The organism is Spirosoma flavum (genome assembly GCF_042686045.1).
Classification (GTDB): Bacteria; Bacteroidota; Bacteroidia; order Cytophagales; family Spirosomataceae; genus Spirosoma; species Spirosoma flavum.
This window is the reverse complement of record NZ_JBHUOM010000023.1, coordinates 879,071-899,885: the sequence shown is the minus strand read 5'-3', so window position 1 is coordinate 899,885 and position 20,815 is coordinate 879,071. Positions and strand designations below refer to the sequence as shown.

Below are 20,815 nucleotides of genomic sequence, written 5' to 3'. Positions count from 1 at the left end.
AGAGCCGATTCCACATAAATCGAGTAAATCAGATTACTTAAGTAAATTCAACTATTAATTAGCGCGTATAGGTGGTTTTGTTCTGATGAATTATTAATTTATCAAGTTAATTTGTTGATTAACAAATAGTTAATCCTTATGAATTTGTCTATAGTATTATATTAAATCAAACGAAAATTGAGTTGTAAACGTTAAAAACAGACCAGTTATACCATTTGCCTTATTCTTCATGTTAATGCTCAAATCGACCATTGCACTGGTTCTTATTGGGACTATGTTGCTGGTAATGCCAACCAGTTGTAAGCAATCTAATGGCATCGAATCTGTAACGCCGATTCTACCTCGTACTTTAGTTAGCAGTTCGCTAATTGGAGAGTACTCAACAGATCAATTACGCAGTCGTTATAGCGGGATTAACGCTCCACTTCAGTTCTTTATCCGCTACGGTATTAAGGTCTATCGACTCGTATACACAACGACAAATACCGACGGCAAAACTATTACAGCCTCCGGAGCGATTATTATCCCTATTGTAACAACGGCCTTGCCGCTAATCAGTATGCAGCATGGAACTATAACGAGCGAGAATGATGCGCCATCGAATTTTGGCACGAACAGCGAAGCTTACAGTTTCGGATCGGTTTTTGCCTCGCAGGGGTATATTATTTCCGCACCGGATTACATTGGTTATGGAGCTTCGAAAGCGCTGCCGCACACCTATGAACAACGTAATGGCCTAGCCACGGCATCGCTCGATATGCTGCGGGCCACCCGTGATTTTTTGACTGATCAAAAAGTTAATTGGGACAAACGACTATTTATCGCCGGGTATTCTGAAGGTGGTTATGCAACTATGTCTTTGCAGAAGAAAATTGAGGAAGAAACGGGGACGGAGTTCAACTTAGTTGCGTCGAGTTGTGGGTCTGGGGCTTACGATAAACCAGCCTTCATGAAGCAAATTATCAATGCCAAAACGAGTGGCGTTGACTACATCAACCGACTTTATATCTGGGTCTTGCTGACGTATGACCGAATTTATGGCCTAAATCATCCTATGTCGTATTACTTTAAGGAACCCTATGCTTCGCAGATTACGGCTCAGGGTAAAGATGTGACCATTGATGTTAGTCTTAATCAGGTTTTTACAGATACGTTTAAGCAGGCTATTAATGATGGTACCGACAAGACTTTTCTAGCGGCTGTACTAGATAATGATGTCCACGATTGGAAACCCCGTACGCCAACCCGACTTTATCATGGTGATGCTGATGAGATTGTGGCCTTTTTGAACTCGCAGAATGCCTACGATGCAATGCAAAAACGTGGAGCAACGAATGTGGAATTGATACGCATAAAGGGAGCAACCCATGCAACGGGAATTCTCACGTTTATTACGGGGACGTATGATTTCTTTGGGTCGATACAGTGATGATGGTATAGGCTGCCTGATTCGGTTGTCTGGTTAGTGTGCCAACCGTTGTGCGGGCACGGTCGTCATCGTGAATAAGTAAAAGCCTATTTGCATCCAAAAATGTCACGTCTTCGGCTTTATGGCCGGGCGTGTGTACTGGTTGTCCCTGCATATTACGTAGGAGGGTGAACGGTTTGTTCGCGTATAAATCGGCAGGTGTAATCGTCCAGACGTAAGCATCTAACTGGCCATTAGCCTCTAGAGACGTTAACATCCAGAACCGCCCGCGATACGGATCATATTCCAGGCTGGATAAAGCCAGGGACTTGGGAAGGGTGGTGTCGGATTTAGTTATATCGAAATCGTTAATGATTTTCCAATCGTCGGCCAGGCGAATGCGTTCGGTATTGCCAGCCTTTTCAACTCGGTACGAAACGCTGACAATTTTTGCCCGGTACTTAAAACTCTCATACGATTTCCCTTCTTCCCGAATACCAAATAATAATTGCTTATCAGTAGCAGCTAGTCCTTCAACTTTAAAATAAGGAATAGCCCCCGGAAATTCAGCACTAGCCAGCAACTGCGCAATTCGTTGTCGATACCCAACAGAAGTGCGGCTAGTGTCGTCAGGGGCCAGAACGTGTGGGTGTTGCTCGTCGCCAGTACGCCAGTAAAGAATGGTGTTGTAGCCATCCCAGTCATGGCTTCCGGGCTTTACGCGGTCGAAGGCAGTGCTTAGCAAAACAAAACGTCGGTCTGGAGTTTGGGCAAAATCTTCGTATTTCCGCCCCGCCGAAAAAGTTAATGGCAGTAGATAGACCGGGCCTTTTGTCGAATCGTCCAGCGTTTCGGGTGTTTTTGTGAACACCGGACTCAAACCCGATGGCATATCTTTATCATTGGCAACGAAGAGGTTCTTGCCATCGTACAATACGGCAGATGCTTCGCACCAAACCGTCTGTCCATTGAGTGATGTGCCTGCCGTAAAACAGTTTAGGAAACCTTCTTTTGTGCTTGTGGCTGTAAGAGTGTCTGCTTTAGTGTGAAGTTTAGCTGTTTTACAACCATGAACAACTAGGAGAATTATTAACGCAAGGGTGGAAAGTCGGTAATTCATGTGGGATAGATAAGCTACTATTCGATAAGACTTAAGAGTACAAATTTCGCGGATTACTGTCGAAAAATGAATGCTGATTACTGCCAAAAATGAATTCTATAGTAACTTATTGCCGATGGGGTCATACTGCGTTGAAAAGCATTGAGTAAAAAATACACCAATGGGTTAGTCTAGATCAACTGGTAAGACTTACGCAAACCTTCATGTAGGTGTGAATGCTTCTGTAAACCGACAGGCTTACGTGAAGCAAACGGTTAAGCAGAAGCGTATGGGCCGTTAGGAAGCGGCTATACTGTTTTTGTGTGTAGCTTTACGTTATGACGTTCAACGAAATGACCCCCCGCCGTCAGGATCAACTGATGGCTTTTGACCGACTTTTGACTATAATGGATGAGTTGCGTGAGCGGTGCCCCTGGGACCGCAAACAGACAATGGACAGCCTGCGCCACCTCACTATTGAAGAAACATACGAACTCTCCGACGCCATCATGGAAAATGATTTGTCGGAGATTCGTAAGGAATTAGGTGATATTCAGTTACACTTGGTTTTCTACGCAAAAATCGCATCCGAGATAGCAGCTGATTCGTCAGACCCTAGTGCGACGAATCGTTTTGATATGGCTGATGTCCTTAATGGCGTCTGCGAAAAACTCATTAGCCGACATCCACATATTTATGGTGATTCAGAAGGCCGCCTTGTAATTGCTGAAACCGAAGATCAGGTGAAGGCTAACTGGGAACAACTTAAACTTAAGGAAGGTAACAAGTCGGTGCTGGGTGGGGTGCCGGGTTCATTACCCGCCTTGGTGAAGGCGATGCGGATTCAGGAAAAAGCGCGCGGTGCGGGTTTCGACTGGGACGAAAAACAGCAGGTTTGGCAAAAGGTAGAGGAGGAGATGGAGGAGTTCAAAGCTGAATTTAATGCAGAGTCCAACACAGTCATTGACCACCAACGGGCCGAGGGTGAGTTTGGCGACTTACTTTTCTCGCTCGTTAATTATGCCCGATTTATCGATATTAATCCCGAAACAGCACTCGAACGCACGAATAAGAAATTCATTAAACGCTTTCAATATATTGAAGAACAAGCTCGGGCTAATGGCAAAGCCTTGATTGATATGACATTGGCAGAAATGGATGTGTACTGGAATGAAGCAAAGAAAGATGTATGATATAAGTTGCTCACTTATTTGCTAGATATGATACCGGCTATTTTACACATAAACTATGCGTATTGCTTTCCTGACTGATCTGCACATAGGTGCTGAGGATGAACAATTTCTTGGCGTAGATGTCCGGCAGAATTTTCTGAAGGCGCTGGACTTCTTGACCGAAATGAAGCCGAATTGCCTGGTTTTAGGTGGAGATATAACCAACGCCGGTGGTACACAAGCTGTCTATGAGTGGGTGAAAAAACAGACTGATAAACTTCCATTTCCCTGTTACGTTATTGCGGGTAATCACGATGAATCGGCCATAGTAGCTGATGTGTTCAACAAAAGCCATGATCTGTATAATGGCGAATTGTATTATGCACTTCCGCTTGATGGTCGTCCGGCCCTGTTTTTAGATTCGTCTAAAGGTGAATTTTCGCCCGAACAGTGGACCTGGTTTCGTGATTATCTGTCGGCTCTCCGTGACACGAATGTCGTGGTGTTTATGCACCACCCGCCCCTGCTCGCCGATGTGCTGTTTATGGACCAGAAATATCCCTTTCGGCAGAGCGATGAGTTTGTTAAAGCAGTGCGCGATTTGCCGTGCCATATAATGGTAATCTGCGGACATTATCATGTTGAAAAGGTAGTCCAGCGAGGTAACCTAACGGTGCTACTTTCCCCGTCAACCTTCTATCAAATGAAGCAGGATAGCCCCGAATTTGCGATTGATAATTACCAAATCGGCATCCGCGAAATCAATCTAACGACACATGGAACAAATAGTACAGTGATTTATTTAGAATTCAATTGAGCCACTTACAAACATTGGCTTAGTTGGATTCTATTTAGCTGGAGGCTCATTGGAGAGAGCAACTTAAAGCAGGTAATCAGCAATTGGAATTAGCCTAAACCTTGAACCCGTAGCAGATACTACAATTGAGGTTTAGACTAGTATATGGTCAGGGTTTGATTAGAACGAACTGGCAGTAGTGAGTTTGTTTATTGCCGATTCATCAAGATTCAGATCGGCAGCTTTGGCAATGTCATGCAGTTGGTCAATACTGGTAGCACTGGCAATAGGGGCTGTAATAGTGGGTTGTGCAATAAGCCAGGCCAACGAAACCTGCGCTGGTGTTGCCTTATAATCTTCAGCCACTTCGTCGAGTGCGTTTAGAATACGGAATCCCCGGTCATTCAGGTATTTTTTGACACCCTGACCACGCTTGCTTTTTGATAAATCGGCTTCCGACCGATATTTTCCTGTTAAGAAGCCACTTGCCAACGCATAATAGTTGATTACGCCCAAGCCATATTTACTGACGATTGGCTCGTATTGCGTTTCGTATGTCTCCCGTTCGTATAAATTATATTCTGGCTGTAAACTCTGATACGCTGGATACCCCTGTTTTGCGCTGATCTCCAACGATTGGGTTAGCCGTTCGGGTGTAAAATTAGAGGCTCCGATGAACCGTACTTTTCCTTCCTTAATCAGTTGACTAAACCCTTCGAGCGTTTCTTCGATAGGTGTGTTCGAGTCATCGTAATGCGATTGATAGAGGTCAATGTAGTCGATTTGTAATCGTTGAAGCGATTCTTCTACAGCAGTTTGGATGTAAGCTTTCGACAACCCTTTCTTTTCGGGAGTCATTTCTGATCCAAGTTTCGTTGCGATAATGACTTGGTCACGTTTGCCGCTCTGTTTCAGCCATTTTCCAATAATGGTCTCAGATTCGCCCCCTTTATTGCCGGGCACCCAGTGCGAATACACATCGGCTGTATCGATTAAATTAAAACCAGCTTCTACGAAAGCATCTAATAATCGGAATGAGGTTGACTCGTCAGCCGTCCAGCCAAACACATTGCCGCCGAAAGCTAATGGAGCTACCGAAAGATCAGAATTGCCAATTGTACGTTTTTCCATAATGTTGATAATACTAGTACCATCACACAGAGTGAGGTTATGATAGTTTGGTAACGGCTCGATTCATTGAACTGTTCCAAAAAAACACAACAACGGAGAGAGTGTAGACTACGAATTTGGTAAGTGAGACCAAATAGAAAAGTTCCTTGTTCGTAGTTGACTCGCAAGCAAAACATCTTGCTTAGTCAACTACGAACAAGGAACCCTATTTTGACGAAACATTACCGAGCCGAATAGTTCGGGGCTTCTTTCTGAATCTGAATATCGTGCGGGTGGCTTTCGCGCACACCAGCCGACGTGATCTTTACGAATTTAGCTTGTTGTAAGGTAGGAATGTCAATGGCACCGCAGTAGCCCATACCGGCTTTCAACCCGCCAACCATCTGATAGACAATTTCCGAGACTTTACCTTTGATAGGAACCCGTCCAACGATGCCTTCCGGTACAAGTTTCTTGATATCGTCTTCGGCATCCTGAAAATAACGGTCTTTCGAACCATCTTCCATTGCTTCCACCGAACCCATGCCCCGGTAGGTTTTAAACCGTCGACTTTCGTACAGAACGACTTCGCCGGGCGCTTCTTCAGTACCGGCCAATAGAGAGCCAATCATAACCGTGCTGGCACCACCCGCCAGGGCTTTGGTGATGTCGCCCGAGAAGCGAATACCACCATCGGCAATGACTGGAACGCCCGTACCCAGCAACGCTTTGGCCGATTCGTAAACGGCTGTCAATTGCGGCATGCCAATACCGGCAATAATGCGTGTTGTACAAATACTGCCCGGTCCTACGCCAACTTTCACGGCATCAGCCCCTGCATCAGCCAGTGCTTTTGCGCCTTCGCCCGTTGCTACGTTCCCGGCAATGACCTGTAATTTTGGAAACTGCTGCTTAATGCCTCGCACTGCGTCAATCACACCTTTCGAATGGCCATGTGCTGTATCGACACTAATTACGTCAACGCCCGCTTTTACAAGGGCTTCAATGCGCCGGTTCAAATCGGGTGTGACGCCAACGGCAGCACCCACGCGCAACCGACCCAATTCATCTTTACAGGCGTTAGGGTGGCTCTTTTTCTTCAGGATATCTTTATACGTAATCAACCCGACTAAGCGGTAATCGTCATTGACGATCGGTAGTTTTTCAATGCGGTATTGTTGCAGAATACTCTCGGCTTCTTCGAGCGTCAGCCCTTCCCGCGCCGTAATGAGGTTGTTGCGGGTCATTATACCCGTAACAGGTTGCGAAAGATCACTCTGAAAGCGTAAGTCGCGGTTAGTAATAATACCAACCAATTTGTTGTTCTCATCCACGACCGGGATTCCGCCAATTTTAAACTCGCGCATAATCTTGAGCGCGTCGACGAGGGTAGCGGTTTCGAGCAGTGTAATGGGGTCGATAATCATCCCACTTTCCGAACGTTTGACTTTCCGAACCTGATCGGCCTGAGCCTCTATGCTCATGTTTTTGTGGATAATACCGATACCACCTTCTTGGGCCATCGCAATAGCCAATTCCGATTCCGTGACGGTGTCCATAGCCGCCGAAATAAGAGGAATGTTTAGCTGGATGTTGCGAGTGAGTTGGGTAGTGGTTTGCGTATCGCGTGGAAGTACCTCCGAATAGGCAGGTAGGAGCAGTACGTCGTCGTAGGTGAGAGCCTCGTAAAGAAACTTACTGGTATCTAAGCTCATGGCAAATAGACTGGTGATGTTATTTGCCGGACAAAATTACGGAAAATTTCTGAACTGTACAGTAGGGATTATAGGATTGATGCTGATTTATTTTATGATCGATATATTCTTATAAGTCAGCAAGTGAGAATTATGTCGGTTCTGATTGTCAGCTCGATTAGCCGAAAGGGTCAATTTAGTTTAATATGTATTGTTTTGCCGCCGTTATCAACGCTGAACTGGCAGTCACTGAACTTCGGGGCTGATAGTTTAGGCCGAAAATTATTACTAAACCCGTAAGGTTCTTTCGGAATTCCAAACAACCGCATGTCCATTTTGCCATTACTATTTTCGTCATGATAAATAGCTATGGCATACTCGCCCGGTTCAACAGAAAATGTGACACGTACTTGAGCATTATCGGCATCTACCTTTTTTCCGTCTACCGGTTTTCCTTCTGGAAAATCCTTTCCGGGGCCAAATAGAGCAACGTATACCGTTCCTTTCATGGCCCGAACGTTCTGTACTTCAATCGTTAAGCTACTCTTGTTTGGGGAAACAGTGGGTGTAGGATTAGATGAAAATAGAGATAGAATCGAAAGCAAATAGAGCATAAAGTGAGAGTTTTTCTAAAAACGGATTTATCTTGCAATTATGATAGCCCAACCAACCATTTCTTCCAAACGCTGGATTGCCAAACCCTTCCCTAATTCGGTGGAACAGCAGGGCGCTATTGAGACATTAACGAATTCGCTTGGCGTTAGTCCTTTTTTGGCTGCCCTACTGGTACAACGGGGCATACAAACTTACGAAGAAGCCCGGACGTTCTTTCGACCTGAAATTGAACATCTGCACAATCCTTTCGAAATGAAGGACATGGAGCGGGCTATCATGCGGCTGCAAATGGCCATGCTTCCCGAAAGGCAGGAGAAAATTCTTATTTATGGCGACTATGATGTGGATGGTACCACCTCGGTAGCACTCGTCTATGGATTTCTGAAAAACTATCATTCGGCGATAGATTATTATATTCCTGACCGCTATAAGGAAGGTTACGGCATTTCGCAGCAGGGCATACGCTGGGCGGCAGACAATGGGTTTTCATTGATTATTGCGCTCGACTGCGGTATAAAATCCGTTGAGCGGGTAGCCGAAGCGAAGGAACTCGGTGTTGATTTTATTATTTGTGATCACCATCGTCCTGGCTCTGAGCTACCCGATGCTGCCGCCGTGTTGGACCCCAAGCGCGACGATTGCCAGTATCCGTACAAAGAATTAAGTGGCTGTGGTGTTGGGTTTAAATTGCTTCAGGCATTCTGCCTGCAAAAAGAAATTCCCCTGGAGCAGCTATATCCATACCTCGACCTGGTAGCGGTAAGTATCGCATCGGATATTGTGCCGCTCACGGGCGAGAATCGCGTAATGGCTTATTATGGGCTAAAACACCTTAACGCAACACCGCGTACCGGACTGAAAGCCTTGATTAAAATAGCCGGCTTTTCGCGGGAGTTAGATATTACAAACCTGGTATTTGGACTTGGTCCGCGTATCAATGCTGCCGGACGGATTCAGCATGCCAAAGCCGCTGTTCAACTTTTGCTGGCTGCATCAGAAGAAGAAGCTGACGAGTTCGCGATGGCTATCAACAAGCACAACAACAGCCGACGCGAATTTGATAGCAGCATGACAGAGCAAGCCCTGGCTATGATTCGGGACAGCGACGCACTAACTCATGCAAAAAGTACAGTGCTGTATGATGCCACCTGGCACAAGGGCGTTATTGGTATTGTGGCTTCTCGGTGCATCGAGCATTTCCATCGCCCAACAATTATTCTGACGCAGTCGAACGATAAAGTTGCCGGTTCGGCACGGTCGGTGCCGGGTTTTGATGTATACGAAGCTATTGAAGAGTGCGCCGATTTGCTGGAGCAATTTGGCGGACACACGTTCGCGGCAGGTATGACAATGTCAGTAACTAATATCGATGCCTTTCGGCAAAAGTTTGAGGAAGTTGTGGCACGTACAATTAAAGAAGAACATCTGATGCCCCTGATTGATATTGATTTACCGCTGGATTTTAGCGAAATCAGCGACAAGCTTTTCCGAATTGTGAAGCAGATGGGCCCGTTTGGACCGTACAATCTACAACCGACGTTTATGACCGAGGAGGTGTATTTGGTGAGCGAACCAATAATCATGAAGGAAAAACATCTGAAAATAAACGTGCGGCAAGGCGATACAGCCTTCCGGAAATCAGGTCAAACATTAACGGCTATTGGTTTTGGATTCGCTCATCTCGCCGACCAACTTCGCCCCGGCCAGCCGTTCTCAATTTGTTATCAGGTTGAGCAGAATCACTACAACGGAAATACTACCTTGCAGTTGATGCTTAAAGATGTGAAGGTGTAGTGTGTTAGAGTAAGTTAGAGTAAGTTACAACGTGAAAAAGCCATCGTCGTAAGCACTACAATAAGCTGCATAATCAGTTCTAACCTGTTGCGCGTACTGGCGGGCATAGTCTGTGAGTGGCTGACGCCAGGTATCGTAATCTAATCCAAACTCAATCAGTTCGTCTGTAATTGCTGACCCTTGTCGGCCACTACTGCGAAGGTGACCCCAGGCGCACAATTGGCCCATATTGCCAACTAAGTTCTCTAGTTTCTTTACTTTACCAACTAGGTTGATCAGGACAATTTTATCTTCGATAGGCTGAAGTTCGCGTAAAACATAGGAGCCATCGGGCAATACTAGTGGATGAAGCAGAGCTGGAGAGGCCGCCTGAATACGCTTCTGCACCTCCACAATACGCTCGGCTTCGCTAGTCCATACGGGTTGGTTCGCGGCTAAACGGGCTTGTAGCGTGGAAGGCAAGGATTTCTTTAAATCCAGCAGGTATTCTTTACCCAATTTGCCCGGTCCACCAACCAAAATCATGAAGCGTTCAATGCCCAAACTGCCTGTTCCGGCTACGCGATGAGCCACATCCAGTACGTTAAAAAAACGGGGATCAGGCTGCGTTTCGGCCCACGAATTAATAGCGTCGCTAATCCGCACCTTGGTGTCCTTATCAGCTTTACGGATGTGTAAATTCCGTTTGCTGAACCGAACCTTATGCTTTTTATACACAACCCGACTTTCTAGAAATAACCGCCGTTTTCGATACTCGACCGACTGTAGAAACTGCCGAATAATGCCCGTTGCTGTTTCCTGTTCCAAAGGCCGAATGTACCCATGAGCTAGGGTAATAGCATAGGTATCGGTCAGAGTTTTAACCAAATGATTAACCTCGGCGTCGTTCAGTTTTAGAAAATCTGCTGCCACAAACAGACTGCACGTCAGGCGGGCTAAATCGGCCAAATTAGGCGCGAGAATACACTCATCAAAGTCATTTAGATCAAAGTAAGCAACACGGTTGTCTGCTTTGAATGAACCGAAATTTTCGATGTGCAGGTCGCCAACGTTCCATGTTGTCGGGCCATTCCAGACAAATGAATTAGTTGGAATATCATGATTAAAGAGATGACTGGTTCCCCGGAAGAATCGAAAGGAACTTACCCGCATGGCTGAATATTTTCCTTCTAGCAAGATCGGGTCTCGGTCGGCGTTAAACAGTTGAATAAGCTCGGGAATGGATGGATTAACCATAAATTTTGTTAATAAATGAGTATTGGGCTTTGCTATAACTAAAAATAGTTGGCAGTAGGTTGTAATACCGCGAACTTTGTGGCCGTCGTTGGCGGCTCAGTCGGTCTGGTACTGACCGTTTTAGTATAACGCATCAGAATGATTCTTAGAACAGAAAATCTAGTAAAAAAATATGGGTCGCGGTTAGTCAATGACAACGTATCATATCAGGTTGAGACGGGTGAAATTGTTGGACTTCTGGGGCCGAATGGTGCTGGCAAAACAACGTCGTTTTACATGGCCGTTGGCTTGGTGAAGCCAAATAGTGGCAAAGTTTTCATTGACGATGTGGACGTAACCGACCTGCCGATGTACAAACGGGCGCGTCTTGGTCTGGGCTATCTAGCGCAGGAAGCCTCGGTTTTTCGCGATTTAACCGTTGAGGAAAATGTACTGGCCGTGTTAGAAATGAGCAGTTTACCGAAAAAAGATAGAAAAGATAAAGTAGAAGAACTGCTTGAGGAATTTAGCCTGACGCACGTTCGGAAAAGCAAAGGTAAAGTGCTCTCCGGGGGCGAACGCCGACGTACTGAAATTGCCCGTGCGCTAGCAGTTGACCCGAAGTTTATTCTTTTGGACGAGCCTTTTGCGGGTGTTGACCCGATTGCTGTAGAAGACATCCAGAGCATTGTGTCTAAACTCAAGCACAAAAACATCGGTATCCTCATCACCGACCACAACGTGAACGAAACGCTCTCCATTACCGACCGGGCGTATTTATTGTTCGAAGGAAAAATTTTAAAGCAGGGAACCGCTGAGGAACTAGCTAATGATGAACAGGTGCGACGTGTGTATCTGGGCCAGCACTTTGAGCTGAAACGCAAGGTTTAAACCTTACTCTGTGCCTGCAAAACAGCATGTAATTCACCAACGGTAAAGTTGTGAATAATAGGCTTTTGTCCCCAGCCAAACCACCAAAGTGGTAAACTCCAGCCTTCACTGTGAAACAAGTATTCGCCTGACTTCAGCCCGAAGGATGCGCATAACTGGCCTTCGGCATTAGTTAAAGGAATGCCGAAGTGTTTTTCGACGGCTTCCAATAGCTCAACACCATCGTCGCCCGTAACACCCAAATCGTTCTCGAATTGAGTCAAAGGGGAAATGATCTTGTTGCGAGAACATCCAGTAGCTTGTCGGACAAAATCGGCGAGTTGTTCAAACGTAGGTGCTTCCATAACCAAACAGAAATTTCATCCCAGCACTTCCCGTAACACGGGTAATGATTTCACTTCGCCGAGGGAGTCAATGTGAATGTGGTAGTACGTTACCAATGCATCGGCCAGTTCGTTACGGGCCGAGCGGCTGAGTTTGATAGCCGTGCCGAGCGGCTGGCGCAGCATGATGTTCAGAGCTGTTTCCATTTCGTCGTCGGGTAGGAAAGGATAGGAGTTTTCGCGAAGCTGGCTTTCGAACTCACGAGACGATTCGGGACCAAAACCCAGGAAAAACGACAGTTTCAGCAGGAAGATGAGATGGAAGTTCTCGTAGTTTATTTTCGCTTCTTCCAGAAATAGAACTGAATCTATTAGAAATCGAAATAATACCGGGCTACTGGCTTCTTCTTTCAGGACTTTATTTAACATCTCCGTCACAAACATCGCAATCGTTGATTTGCCTACTTCAAAGGGCAGACTCTGAAACGGATAACTGGTTTTGACTTCCGAAATCCGGTGTAGGTCGCGGTCATTCTTGTAATAAACGACCATGTCCAGCAGCGTCAGTGGTTGAAATAGCGCAATTTTATTGTTCTTGCTTCGAGCGGTACGGACACTATTGACGATATAGCTTTGCAGACCGTATTCTTCGGTGTATACGCGGGCAATAATTGAGGTTTCGCGGTAACGAATATAGCTGAGGGCAATACCCCGTGTTTTTTGCAGCATCTTGGGTTCACAGTAAACTATCCAAGATAACACCTTTTACTGGGAAAATCGTCTGTTTGTTCGTCAATTTCCGCTTAGTTCGTTACTTATGAAACTCTATAAAACCCGCTCCGGCATTGTTCTTGAATTTGAAAATCAGTTCTATTCCACTCCCGCCGATGATTGGGATTCTTTCGTTAACCAAGACAATTTGTATGCTGTTTTGCGGCAGCTAACGACCTCGGCAACGGCATCAGACGAGTACCAAACCTGGACCCAGACTGGATTGTTAGCGCCAATTGGTCGGCAGGAGGTTTGGGCATCGGGTGTCACGTATCTGCGTAGTCGTAACGCTCGGATGGAAGAGTCTAAAAAATCGGGTGGAGATAATTTTTACGATCGGGTTTATGACGCCGACCGGCCCGAACTGTTCTTTAAATCGACACCAGAGCGCGTTGTAGGACCGGGTGCTAACGTCCGTATCCGGGCCGACTCGACCTGGAACGTGCCGGAACCCGAGTTGACGTTATTTATTACGTCGTCGGGCAAAATTGTGGGCTATACCTGCGGCAATGACATGAGTTCGCGGAGCATTGAAGGGGAAAATCCGCTGTATTTACCACAGGCCAAAACCTACGATGGCAGCGCGGCTCTCGGTCCATGCCTATATGTTCCCGAAAGGCCCATTGCCCCCGAAACCCAAATCCGTCTGGAAATTATCCGTGACGATCAGGCGGCATTCACAAATAGCATTGCCATCAACCAGATGAAACGACAACACGCCGAACTTGTCTCATTCCTTTACCGCGAATGTTCGTTCTCGTATGGTTGCTTCCTGATGACCGGCACCGGTATTGTTCCACCCGACGATTTCACGCTAAGCCCTGGCGATGTAGTCAGAATTACGATTGATGGGATAGGAACTCTGGAGAATGTAGTTGCGTAGACACGCGAATCCATATTTCTTTCGAGTCAGTGCTTTATGATCGGATGTGGCAAAAACCATCCGGTTATAAAGCACTGCGTATGGCTGAATCGAGGCAGATCCGCTATTCAGACCGGTCTCTACGTGATAACCCGAATGCCTGCTCTCACTTCGGTTACTTTTTCCCGCAAAGCAGCCAGAGAATTATCCATGACTGTTATATGGCCCATTTTGCGGAAAGGCTTCGTGATAGCTTTTCCGTATAAAAACGGGAACACACCAGGTATAGCCAGTAATGTTTCCAATCCTTCGTAGACGGCTGGCCCGGTGTGACCATCTTCGCCAAGGAGGTTTACCATCGCGGCTGGTTGATAAGCGGTGGTGTCGCCGAGGGGGTAGTTCAGGATAGCCCGCCAATGCTGTTCAAACTGCGAGGTGACATTAGCCCGCATGGTGTGGTGGCCGCTATTGTGGGGACGTGGAGCAACTTCGTTAATCAGGATTTCGCCCGACTTGGTAAGAAATAACTCTACCGCCAGCAAGCCCACAATCCCGAAGGCGTCGGCGGTTCGTCGGGCGATGTCCTGCGCTTGCTGATTAATTTCTTCCGGGACTTCAGCCGGTGCGAATAGATATTCGACCAGGTTCAGTTCAGGGTGGAACACCATCTCAACTGTCGGAAATGTCTGAACATCACCTCGCTCATTGCGGGCAACGATTACAGCCAGTTCTTTCTCGAAATCAACGGCTTTTTCGAGTACACCCGGAGCATCGAACGCTTTTCCAACATCGGCAACGGACGCAATTCGCTGAACCCCCCGGCCATCGTACCCATCGCGACCAAGTTTATGAAAAGCGGGGAAAAAGTCAGGCTGATGGATTTCCAACAGGGCTACATCGGCTCGATTTTCGGTTAGAATAAAATCGGCAGTGGGCAGATTATGGTCGAGATAAAACTGTTTCTGTAGCCGTTTGTCCTGAATAAGGCGAATAACCGACGGTTGTGGAAACACGCGTTTCCCTTCGCGCTCAAGCGTTTCGAGAGCTTCTACGTTGACTCGCTCAATTTCAATTGTCAGCACGTCAACGGCCTGCCCAAACTGGTAGACAGTATCATAATCAGTTAGTGAACCTTCCGTAAATTGTGTGCAGAGATGACGGCAGGGAGCCTCGGCGTCTGGATCGAGAATATGAACGCGGAGGTTCCAGTCAATGGCGGCTTGCAGAAGCATCAGACCAAGCTGGCCCCCGCCGAGAATACCGATAGTGGGTGTCAAAGAGTTTGTCGTTTGATAGTTTAACGATAGCCCTGCAACTGCATACAGCACAGTGCTACCGTTCAAACTACAAACTACGGATTTCAAACGTCAAACTACAAATCCTAATCCTTCCGACTAATATCCGATCCGCCAGATTTGCTACTGGCCAACACTTTAGCCGAGCCATAATAGTAAATATCCGACCCGCCCGACGCTTTCATACTCAGCTCTTTGCTTGCATTGACGTACACGTTGGACCCGCCCGATGAATTAGCATTGCATACCTGAACGGTCAGTTTTCGAGCGTCAAGATCAGACCCGCCAGACCCGTTAGCATTGAGTGTCCGAGCCGAACCCTGCAAAATAGCATCGGCCCCACCCGAAGCAGAGATGTTCAGTTCGTCGGCTTTGAGGTCTAATTTTACGTCGGAGCCGCCCGATGCTTCTAAATTTAAATCGTTAAATGACAGCGTTCCCTGCCCGAATACATCGGAGCCACCACCTGCCTGTAAATTGGTCAACTGCTTGAACGTTAGGTACGCTTTTACAGAATTATTCCGACCTAGATTCCAGTTTAGACCACTCTTTCGGTCGATATATAGTTCCAGTGTACCATTTTTAATCTCTGATTTAACTTTGTCTTCGTCAACGCCTTTTACATCCAAGGTTAGTTTTTCTGAACTGCCCTGAGTGAGATAAAGATCAATGCCACTACTTACGCTTACGCCTGTGAAGCCAGAAACGGCGCGGTCTTTTTTCCAATCGCTGCTGGCGGAATGCAGGCCCGAAGTCAGCGCAAAAACTACTAGAACAATTGCTTTCATAGTGAAGATGGTTTTAGATTTACTAATAGATGATGAAAAAGCCAGTTACGTTGCATGATGGACCTAAAAAGGTGTCCGATTTCAACGGTATCTTTGTCCGCTTACGGACGTTGTGAATAATTGTTTAGTTCGTAAATTATTGTTAGTTAGCAAGATATGAATTTGGCACGACGCTTGAGCCATTAGATAAAAATCAGATTCCTATCAATTAGCCTAGCCTAAACTGTTGCTCACACATATAGTAAAGCTACACGGCTATTTAAACGGCGGGTAACTATCTGAGTTATCATCAATGTGCGAAGCCCCCAACTTAGCTACTTTACTACTTGGTTTATTAATTCAAAGATAATCGATTATGATTCAGCTTAACAACGTCTCTAAGTTCTATCCGGCTGGCTTTGGTCGGGCCTATGTGTTGCGCAACATCAGCCTCGAAATTGCTCAAGGTGAGTTCGTGTCTATCATGGGACCGTCTGGGTCGGGGAAGTCCACCCTGCTGCATATTTTAGGACTATTGGAAGAACCGTCTGAAGGCGAATACCTATTTGATGACCAACCGGTTCAGAAGCTATCCGAAAAAAGACGCACTGAACTCCACCGGACGCAGATTGGCTTCGTGTTTCAGGCTTACCACCTGATTGACGAACTAACGGTATATGAAAACATCGAAACTCCCTTGCTTTATAAGGGACTAAGCGGGTCGGAGCGCAAAAGCCGCGTGGCCGAACTGCTCGACCGGTTCAACATGGTTGCTAAGAAAGATCTGTTTCCGGCGCAGTTATCCGGTGGGCAGCAACAGTTGGTGGGCATAGCTAGGGCGTTATCGACTCAGCCATCTGTTATCTTCGCCGATGAGCCAACGGGCAATCTTCACTCCGATCAGGCCCGCGATATTATGGAATTATTTCGCGAACTGAATCAGAAAGACGGCGTAACCATTGTGCAGGTAACGCACTCAGAAATCAATGCTGAGTTCGGGTCACGGGTGGTACGGCTGAAAGACGGCTGGCTGGAAGCCTCAGACTTGAAGTTGACCCAGCAATAAGTCGAGAGTTTTTTTTGCCTTAACCGACGGAATTATAGGATAATCATTTACGTGATTTAACCACTGAATGCCCATGACGTTAGCGCAGAATACAGCGTCAATCTGGCTAAATACCTCCGGTTTATAAAAACCTTCACAAAAGGTAATACCTAAAGTTGGGGCTATTCGTAAAAATTGCTGTCGGACAATGCCATTGATGCATCCGGTCTGGAGTGAGGGGGTTTGCAGTTTTTCGTCAGCGTACCAGAACAGGGTGGAGGCAAGGCATTCGGCAACGTTACCTTTGGTATCGAGCAAAATAACATCGTCGAGTTTGTGTTGCTCCTTGTATATACCTGCCAGCACATAAGGGAGTGCATTCAGCGTTTTGAAGGTCGAAATAGGGGAGGGTGAGAGTCGAAAAGCGTCATAGATTCCTATCTGGCCTTTTTCTGTAATGGAAAACGGATTACCCGGTTGGGCCGTGATAAGTACATTGGCCGTGTTCGTTGCTGGGGTGTATAACCCGCCCGGTTGCCGCCAAATCTGAAGCTTGATACGGGCGGGTTGATTAGTAAGCCCGTTGGCTGCAAGTAGCTGTAAAAGGGTCTTATAAATAGCTTCAGCTGTGAAACCATTAGGTGGAGTAAGCTGCAACGCCAATAGGCCAGCCGAGAGTCGGGCGAAGTGATCAGGCCAGAACCAGACCCGGTTAGTTTCGTACCGAATGGTCTCGAAAAGGCCGTCGCCATATTGAAAAGCGCGGTCGTTTACCGATAAGCGAAAATCGCTTTCGGGAAGTATATCCGAATTATAAACCAGAAACATGCTTAGTTTGCGCCGTTTATCCCAAAACGATAGCCGCGCCGAAGGTAAGTTTGTAACATTGAACCATCAAATAGTATGTGTATGCAAGTGGCGTGGAAACAGATGCGGGTTGTAGTGGCCCTATTAGTAACGACAAATTTGTCGGCAACATACGCACAAAGTACATCGGGTCAGGCCGGCACTTCAGTTCTATCGCCCGGCGTGGTATCGCCCGGCAAAGGAGCGAGCGCAGCAACTCGATTGAATTTACAGCAATGTATTGACATTGCGCAGCAGAATAATATTCAGATTCGGCAGGGACAATTGACGGTCGCCAATAGCGATTTGCAATTACATCAGTCGCGGTTGAATCTGCTGCCTACAACCAACTTTCAGGTCAATCAGGGCCTTAATGGAGGACGGAGCATTAACCCACAATCCAACGGCTTTATTCAACAATCGATTGTGTCGGGTAGCTACCAGCTTAACGGGGCAGCAACGATATATAATGGCCTAACATTACGGAATACGATTAAACAAAATGACCTAATTCTTCAGGCTAGCCATCAGGAACTAAACGCAACTAAAAATAATGTATCGCTGACGGTTGCTCAAAATTATTTAAACGTGCTGACGGGTACGGAACAACTAGCTGTTGCTCAGCGGCAGGCCGATGTGACACAGGCGCAACTTGACCGAACACAGCGACTAGTTAGTGCCGGGTCGGCTCCCGAAGCGAATCTCTATGAACTGCGGGCGACATTGGCCAGCAATGAAGTTGATATCGTAACGGCTCAAAATACGCTTGATCTAGCTAAGGTTTCGCTGCTTCAGGCCATGAATGTGCCCATTAGTCAAGATTTCGAGGTTGAGTCAATCAATGTACCTGACCCAGGCTTAACACCCTATGAATCATCTGTGCAACAACTTTTTGATGTGGCTGCCGGAAATCTACCAGAAGTGAAAGGGGCCGATCTGCGCGTTAAAAGTGCTGCATTAGGGGTGCAAGTAGCTAAAGGTGCTCTGTATCCGGTATTAACACTAAACGGCAATCTTAGTAGTCTTTATTCCAGTGCGGCCAATCAGCAACAAGTAGCGAATGGTACGACACGCCCGCAGATTACCGGGTTTTTTACGGATGCCAATGGGGGTCAGCAACCTGTTTATTCTAGTGTGCCTGGCTATGACGTTACAAACGTTACTTATTTCGATCAAATCCATAATAACTTTAACCGTTCTGCTTCGCTGTTTTTGCGAGTACCTATTTTTCAGGGTAATTTGTCGCGTAACCGGATCACAACCGCTAAAATTCAGCAACAGAATGCCGAACTGACCGCCCTAAATACCCGCCTGACGTTACGTCAGCAAATAGAAACGGCATATACCCTGATGAAGGCAGGGGCCAATAGGTACAAGGCTACACAGGCGCAGGTGGCCTCATTGGAGCGGGCGTTTCAGATGGCCGAAAGCCGCCTGAATGCCGGAGCCATCAATGCAACGGATTACAGCATTGCCAAAACGAATCTCGACCGTGCCCGAAACAGCTTAGTGCAGGCTAAATACGACTACGTATTCCGAACCAAAATTTTAGATTATTATCAGAATAAACCGCTCGCTTTTTAATGAATAATGTGAAATGTATTCTGCATAGTGGAGGGAAACCAAATCGAAAAAGTTGCCTGCCCATTTTACATTCTACATTATTCAGTATACATTTCACATTATGAAAAAGAAGTCAAGTCGCATTTGGTGGATATTGGGTGGACTGGTTGTCCTGCTGGTAGGAGGATTAGTAGCTGCAAAACAAACAGGCATGATCGGTAAGCCAAAATCAACGGAAGTCGATTTTGCCTCGGTCAAGCGTCTCGATATTACCGAACGTGTTAGTGCATCGGGGCGCGTTCAGCCTCAGGTTGAAGTGAAAATTAGTCCCGATGTATCCGGCGAAATCATCGGCCTGTATGTGAATGAAGGAGATCCCGTTAAGGCAGGTCAGCTTCTCTGCCGTATTCGGCCTGATAACTACGAGTCTCTCCTGGCGCGGGCGCGGGCCACGGTGAACCAAAGCCGGGCACAGTTAGAGCAGTCGAAAGCATCGGTAGCACAGTCGAGTGCGCGACTGATTCGGGCTAAAGCTGACTATGACCGGAACCGTAAATTATTTGCTGATAAAGTGATCTCGTCGGCAGATTTGGAAACCAGCGAGGCTAACTACAACGTCGCCAAGCAGGAAGTTGAAGCGGCCAATGCTAATGTTCGGGCTTCTCAATTTAATATTCAGAGTGCCGAAGCCAGCTTACGCGATGCCAACGATAACTTGCGCAAAACGACAATCTATTGTCCCGTAGGTGGAACTGTATCGAAACTGAATATCGAATTAGGCGAACGTGTTGTTGGTACATCGCAAATGGCTGGTACAGAAATTATGCGGATTGCCAATCTACAAAATATGGAGGTTCGCGTGAACGTCAACGAGAATGATATTGTGCGAGTGAACCTTGGCGATACGGCTGATATTGAGGTAGATTCTTATACTACTGCCGGACGTAAATTTAAAGGCATTGTATATGAAATTGCGAATACGGCGAATGGCCTGACGAGTACATCAGGGGCTGCTGCAGCACTATCGTCCGATGCCGTAACGGAATTTGAAGTGAAAGTAAAAATTCTGAATAGTTCATATGGTGATCTTCTGGCTCAGAAAGGTAAAAAAGGCTATCCTTTTAAGCCCGGTATGACAGCCTCGGTCGAGGTTATTACTGACCGGAAATCGGGTGTTATGACTGTTCCGATTGCGGCCGTAACTACGCGCGGAGCAGACTCAACCGCCATCGACACAGAGGAGATCAAAGACAGACCTAGCGGCACCGTTGATGAGAAACCGGTTGACCAATCTGAAAAGAAAGATAAACCCAAAGAAATTGTCTTTGTAAACGTAGGCGGCAAGGCTACACAGCGAGAAGTGAAAACCGGTATCAGCGACTTCGAAAACATTGAAATCATATCGGGTCTGAAATTGAACGAGCAGATTGTGTCGGGACCCTTTATTGCCGTCTCGAAAAAACTCAAGAATGGCGAACTCGTCACCAAGCGAGACCCGAACAAGAATAAAAAGAAAGATGAGAAGGAAGAGTAATCTGTAACCAAACAG

Annotated in this window: 19 protein-coding genes; 9 read left to right on the top strand and 10 right to left on the bottom strand. The window is 46.5% G+C overall.

Going from position 1 to position 20,815, the window contains the following annotated elements; translation table 11 throughout:
• Window positions 1-229: 229 nt before the first annotated feature.
• Complete coding sequence (locus ACFS25_RS24480) at window positions 230-1,429, top strand: alpha/beta hydrolase family protein (RefSeq protein ID WP_381506288.1); 1,200 nt, start codon at window positions 230-232, stop codon at window positions 1,427-1,429.
• Here the strand turns inward: ACFS25_RS24480 and ACFS25_RS24475 are convergent.
• On the bottom strand, window positions 1,392-2,528 hold the full coding sequence (locus tag ACFS25_RS24475; RefSeq protein ID WP_381506287.1) for a hypothetical protein: 1,137 nt from the start codon (window positions 2,526-2,528) through the stop codon (window positions 1,392-1,394). The two genes, ACFS25_RS24480 and ACFS25_RS24475, sit on opposite strands and share 38 nt — an antisense overlap.
• A gap of 317 nt (window positions 2,529-2,845) precedes the next feature.
• Here ACFS25_RS24475 and mazG point away from each other — a divergent pair, with 317 nt between their 5' ends.
• Both mazG and ACFS25_RS24465 read left to right on the top strand, forming a co-directional pair.
• Window positions 2,846-3,700 carry a nucleoside triphosphate pyrophosphohydrolase gene (mazG, locus tag ACFS25_RS24470; RefSeq protein ID WP_381506285.1) on the top strand — a complete coding sequence of 285 codons (855 nt, stop codon included), beginning with the start codon at window positions 2,846-2,848 and terminating at the stop codon, window positions 3,698-3,700.
• Window positions 3,701-3,755: 55 nt separating this feature from the next.
• On the top strand, window positions 3,756-4,496 hold the full coding sequence (locus ACFS25_RS24465; RefSeq protein ID WP_381506283.1) for a metallophosphoesterase family protein: 741 nt from the start codon (window positions 3,756-3,758) through the stop codon (window positions 4,494-4,496).
• A 159-nt stretch (window positions 4,497-4,655) separates the two neighbouring features.
• Here the strand turns inward: ACFS25_RS24465 and ACFS25_RS24460 are convergent, their stop codons facing one another.
• The 3 genes from ACFS25_RS24460 to ACFS25_RS24450 all read right to left on the bottom strand — a co-directional run bounded on the left by ACFS25_RS24460 (window position 4,656) and on the right by ACFS25_RS24450 (window position 7,893).
• Window positions 4,656-5,606 carry an aldo/keto reductase gene (locus ACFS25_RS24460; RefSeq protein WP_381506280.1) on the bottom strand — a complete coding sequence of 317 codons (951 nt, stop codon included), beginning with the start codon at window positions 5,604-5,606 and terminating at the stop codon, window positions 4,656-4,658.
• A gap of 221 nt (window positions 5,607-5,827) precedes the next feature.
• The gene (guaB, locus tag ACFS25_RS24455) at window positions 5,828-7,300 is read right to left on the bottom strand and encodes an IMP dehydrogenase (protein WP_381506279.1); all 1,473 of its coding nucleotides are present in this window, start codon (window positions 7,298-7,300) and stop codon (window positions 5,828-5,830) included.
• Window positions 7,301-7,470: 170 nt separating this feature from the next.
• Window positions 7,471-7,893, bottom strand: a complete 423-nt coding sequence (locus ACFS25_RS24450) for a DUF2141 domain-containing protein (RefSeq protein WP_381506277.1) — start codon at window positions 7,891-7,893, stop codon at window positions 7,471-7,473.
• Between the two features lie 40 nt (window positions 7,894-7,933).
• On the opposite strand from ACFS25_RS24450, the gene recJ reads away from it, so the two are divergent.
• Window positions 7,934-9,688: a single-stranded-DNA-specific exonuclease RecJ gene (recJ, locus tag ACFS25_RS24445; RefSeq protein ID WP_381506276.1), complete on the top strand. Its 1,755-nt coding sequence runs from the start codon at window positions 7,934-7,936 to the stop codon at window positions 9,686-9,688.
• Window positions 9,689-9,712: 24 nt separating this feature from the next.
• Here recJ and ACFS25_RS24440 read toward each other — a convergent pair whose 3' ends face one another.
• A complete protein-coding gene (locus tag ACFS25_RS24440) occupies window positions 9,713-10,924 on the bottom strand; it encodes a DUF2252 domain-containing protein (RefSeq protein ID WP_381506274.1) in 1,212 nt (403 codons plus the stop codon).
• A 138-nt stretch (window positions 10,925-11,062) separates the two neighbouring features.
• Between ACFS25_RS24440 and lptB the strand changes: the two genes are divergently transcribed.
• Complete coding sequence (lptB, locus tag ACFS25_RS24435) at window positions 11,063-11,794, top strand: LPS export ABC transporter ATP-binding protein (RefSeq protein ID WP_381506271.1); 732 nt, start codon at window positions 11,063-11,065, stop codon at window positions 11,792-11,794.
• Here the strand turns inward: lptB and ACFS25_RS24430 are convergent.
• Window positions 11,791-12,138 carry an acyl carrier protein gene (locus ACFS25_RS24430; RefSeq protein ID WP_381506268.1) on the bottom strand — a complete coding sequence of 116 codons (348 nt, stop codon included), beginning with the start codon at window positions 12,136-12,138 and terminating at the stop codon, window positions 11,791-11,793. The two genes, lptB and ACFS25_RS24430, sit on opposite strands and share 4 nt — an antisense overlap.
• Window positions 12,139-12,153: 15 nt before the next feature.
• Window positions 12,154-12,846 (bottom strand): DNA repair protein RecO, encoded by a 693-nt coding sequence (gene recO, locus ACFS25_RS24425; protein ID WP_381506266.1) that lies wholly within the window; start codon window positions 12,844-12,846, stop codon window positions 12,154-12,156.
• A gap of 88 nt (window positions 12,847-12,934) precedes the next feature.
• Here recO and ACFS25_RS24420 point away from each other — a divergent pair, with 88 nt between their 5' ends.
• Window positions 12,935-13,771, top strand: a complete 837-nt coding sequence (locus ACFS25_RS24420; RefSeq protein WP_381506264.1) for a fumarylacetoacetate hydrolase family protein — start codon at window positions 12,935-12,937, stop codon at window positions 13,769-13,771.
• Between the two features lie 119 nt (window positions 13,772-13,890).
• On the opposite strand, the gene ACFS25_RS24415 is transcribed toward ACFS25_RS24420, so the two are convergent.
• Complete coding sequence (locus ACFS25_RS24415; RefSeq protein WP_381506262.1) at window positions 13,891-15,027, bottom strand: 5-(carboxyamino)imidazole ribonucleotide synthase; 1,137 nt, start codon at window positions 15,025-15,027, stop codon at window positions 13,891-13,893.
• Between the two features lie 104 nt (window positions 15,028-15,131).
• Complete coding sequence (locus ACFS25_RS24410) at window positions 15,132-15,833, bottom strand: head GIN domain-containing protein (RefSeq protein ID WP_381506259.1); 702 nt, start codon at window positions 15,831-15,833, stop codon at window positions 15,132-15,134.
• Between the two features lie 355 nt (window positions 15,834-16,188).
• Here ACFS25_RS24410 and ACFS25_RS24405 point away from each other — a divergent pair, with 355 nt between their 5' ends.
• The gene (locus tag ACFS25_RS24405) at window positions 16,189-16,878 is read left to right on the top strand and encodes an ABC transporter ATP-binding protein (protein ID WP_381506257.1); all 690 of its coding nucleotides are present in this window, start codon (window positions 16,189-16,191) and stop codon (window positions 16,876-16,878) included.
• On the opposite strand, the gene ACFS25_RS24400 is transcribed toward ACFS25_RS24405, so the two are convergent.
• Window positions 16,852-17,685: an aminotransferase class IV gene (locus ACFS25_RS24400; protein WP_381506254.1), complete on the bottom strand. Its 834-nt coding sequence runs from the start codon at window positions 17,683-17,685 to the stop codon at window positions 16,852-16,854. The genes ACFS25_RS24405 and ACFS25_RS24400 overlap by 27 nt on opposite strands.
• A gap of 75 nt (window positions 17,686-17,760) precedes the next feature.
• Between ACFS25_RS24400 and ACFS25_RS24395 the strand changes: the two genes are divergently transcribed.
• Together ACFS25_RS24395 and ACFS25_RS24390 are read left to right on the top strand one after the other, a co-directional pair.
• Window positions 17,761-19,287 carry a TolC family protein gene (locus ACFS25_RS24395; RefSeq protein WP_381506252.1) on the top strand — a complete coding sequence of 509 codons (1,527 nt, stop codon included), beginning with the start codon at window positions 17,761-17,763 and terminating at the stop codon, window positions 19,285-19,287.
• Between the two features lie 100 nt (window positions 19,288-19,387).
• Window positions 19,388-20,800, top strand: coding sequence for an efflux RND transporter periplasmic adaptor subunit (locus tag ACFS25_RS24390; protein WP_381506249.1), 1,413 nt, complete (start codon window positions 19,388-19,390; stop codon window positions 20,798-20,800).
• Window positions 20,801-20,815 lie beyond the last annotated feature (15 nt).

Coding starts and splice junctions, on each gene's coding strand:
- ACFS25_RS24420 (WP_381506264.1), top strand. CDS start 12,935: ATGAAACTCTATAAAACCCGCTCCGGCATTGTTCTTGAATTTGAAAAT.
- ACFS25_RS24395 (WP_381506252.1), top strand. CDS start 17,761: ATGTGTATGCAAGTGGCGTGGAAACAGATGCGGGTTGTAGTGGCCCTA.
- ACFS25_RS24475 (WP_381506287.1), bottom strand. CDS start 2,528: ATGAATTACCGACTTTCCACCCTTGCGTTAATAATTCTCCTAGTTGTT.
- ACFS25_RS24405 (WP_381506257.1), top strand. CDS start 16,189: ATGATTCAGCTTAACAACGTCTCTAAGTTCTATCCGGCTGGCTTTGGT.
- lptB (WP_381506271.1), top strand. CDS start 11,063: ATGATTCTTAGAACAGAAAATCTAGTAAAAAAATATGGGTCGCGGTTA.
- ACFS25_RS24430 (WP_381506268.1), bottom strand. CDS start 12,138: ATGGAAGCACCTACGTTTGAACAACTCGCCGATTTTGTCCGACAAGCT.
- mazG (WP_381506285.1), top strand. CDS start 2,846: ATGACGTTCAACGAAATGACCCCCCGCCGTCAGGATCAACTGATGGCT.
- ACFS25_RS24390 (WP_381506249.1), top strand. CDS start 19,388: ATGAAAAAGAAGTCAAGTCGCATTTGGTGGATATTGGGTGGACTGGTT.
- ACFS25_RS24460 (WP_381506280.1), bottom strand. CDS start 5,606: ATGGAAAAACGTACAATTGGCAATTCTGATCTTTCGGTAGCTCCATTA.
- recJ (WP_381506276.1), top strand. CDS start 7,934: ATGATAGCCCAACCAACCATTTCTTCCAAACGCTGGATTGCCAAACCC.
- recO (WP_381506266.1), bottom strand. CDS start 12,846: ATGCTGCAAAAAACACGGGGTATTGCCCTCAGCTATATTCGTTACCGC.
- ACFS25_RS24440 (WP_381506274.1), bottom strand. CDS start 10,924: ATGGTTAATCCATCCATTCCCGAGCTTATTCAACTGTTTAACGCCGAC.
- guaB (WP_381506279.1), bottom strand. CDS start 7,300: ATGAGCTTAGATACCAGTAAGTTTCTTTACGAGGCTCTCACCTACGAC.
- ACFS25_RS24465 (WP_381506283.1), top strand. CDS start 3,756: ATGCGTATTGCTTTCCTGACTGATCTGCACATAGGTGCTGAGGATGAA.
- ACFS25_RS24450 (WP_381506277.1), bottom strand. CDS start 7,893: ATGCTCTATTTGCTTTCGATTCTATCTCTATTTTCATCTAATCCTACA.
- ACFS25_RS24480 (WP_381506288.1), top strand. CDS start 230: ATGTTAATGCTCAAATCGACCATTGCACTGGTTCTTATTGGGACTATG.
- ACFS25_RS24410 (WP_381506259.1), bottom strand. CDS start 15,833: ATGAAAGCAATTGTTCTAGTAGTTTTTGCGCTGACTTCGGGCCTGCAT.
- ACFS25_RS24400 (WP_381506254.1), bottom strand. CDS start 17,685: ATGTTTCTGGTTTATAATTCGGATATACTTCCCGAAAGCGATTTTCGC.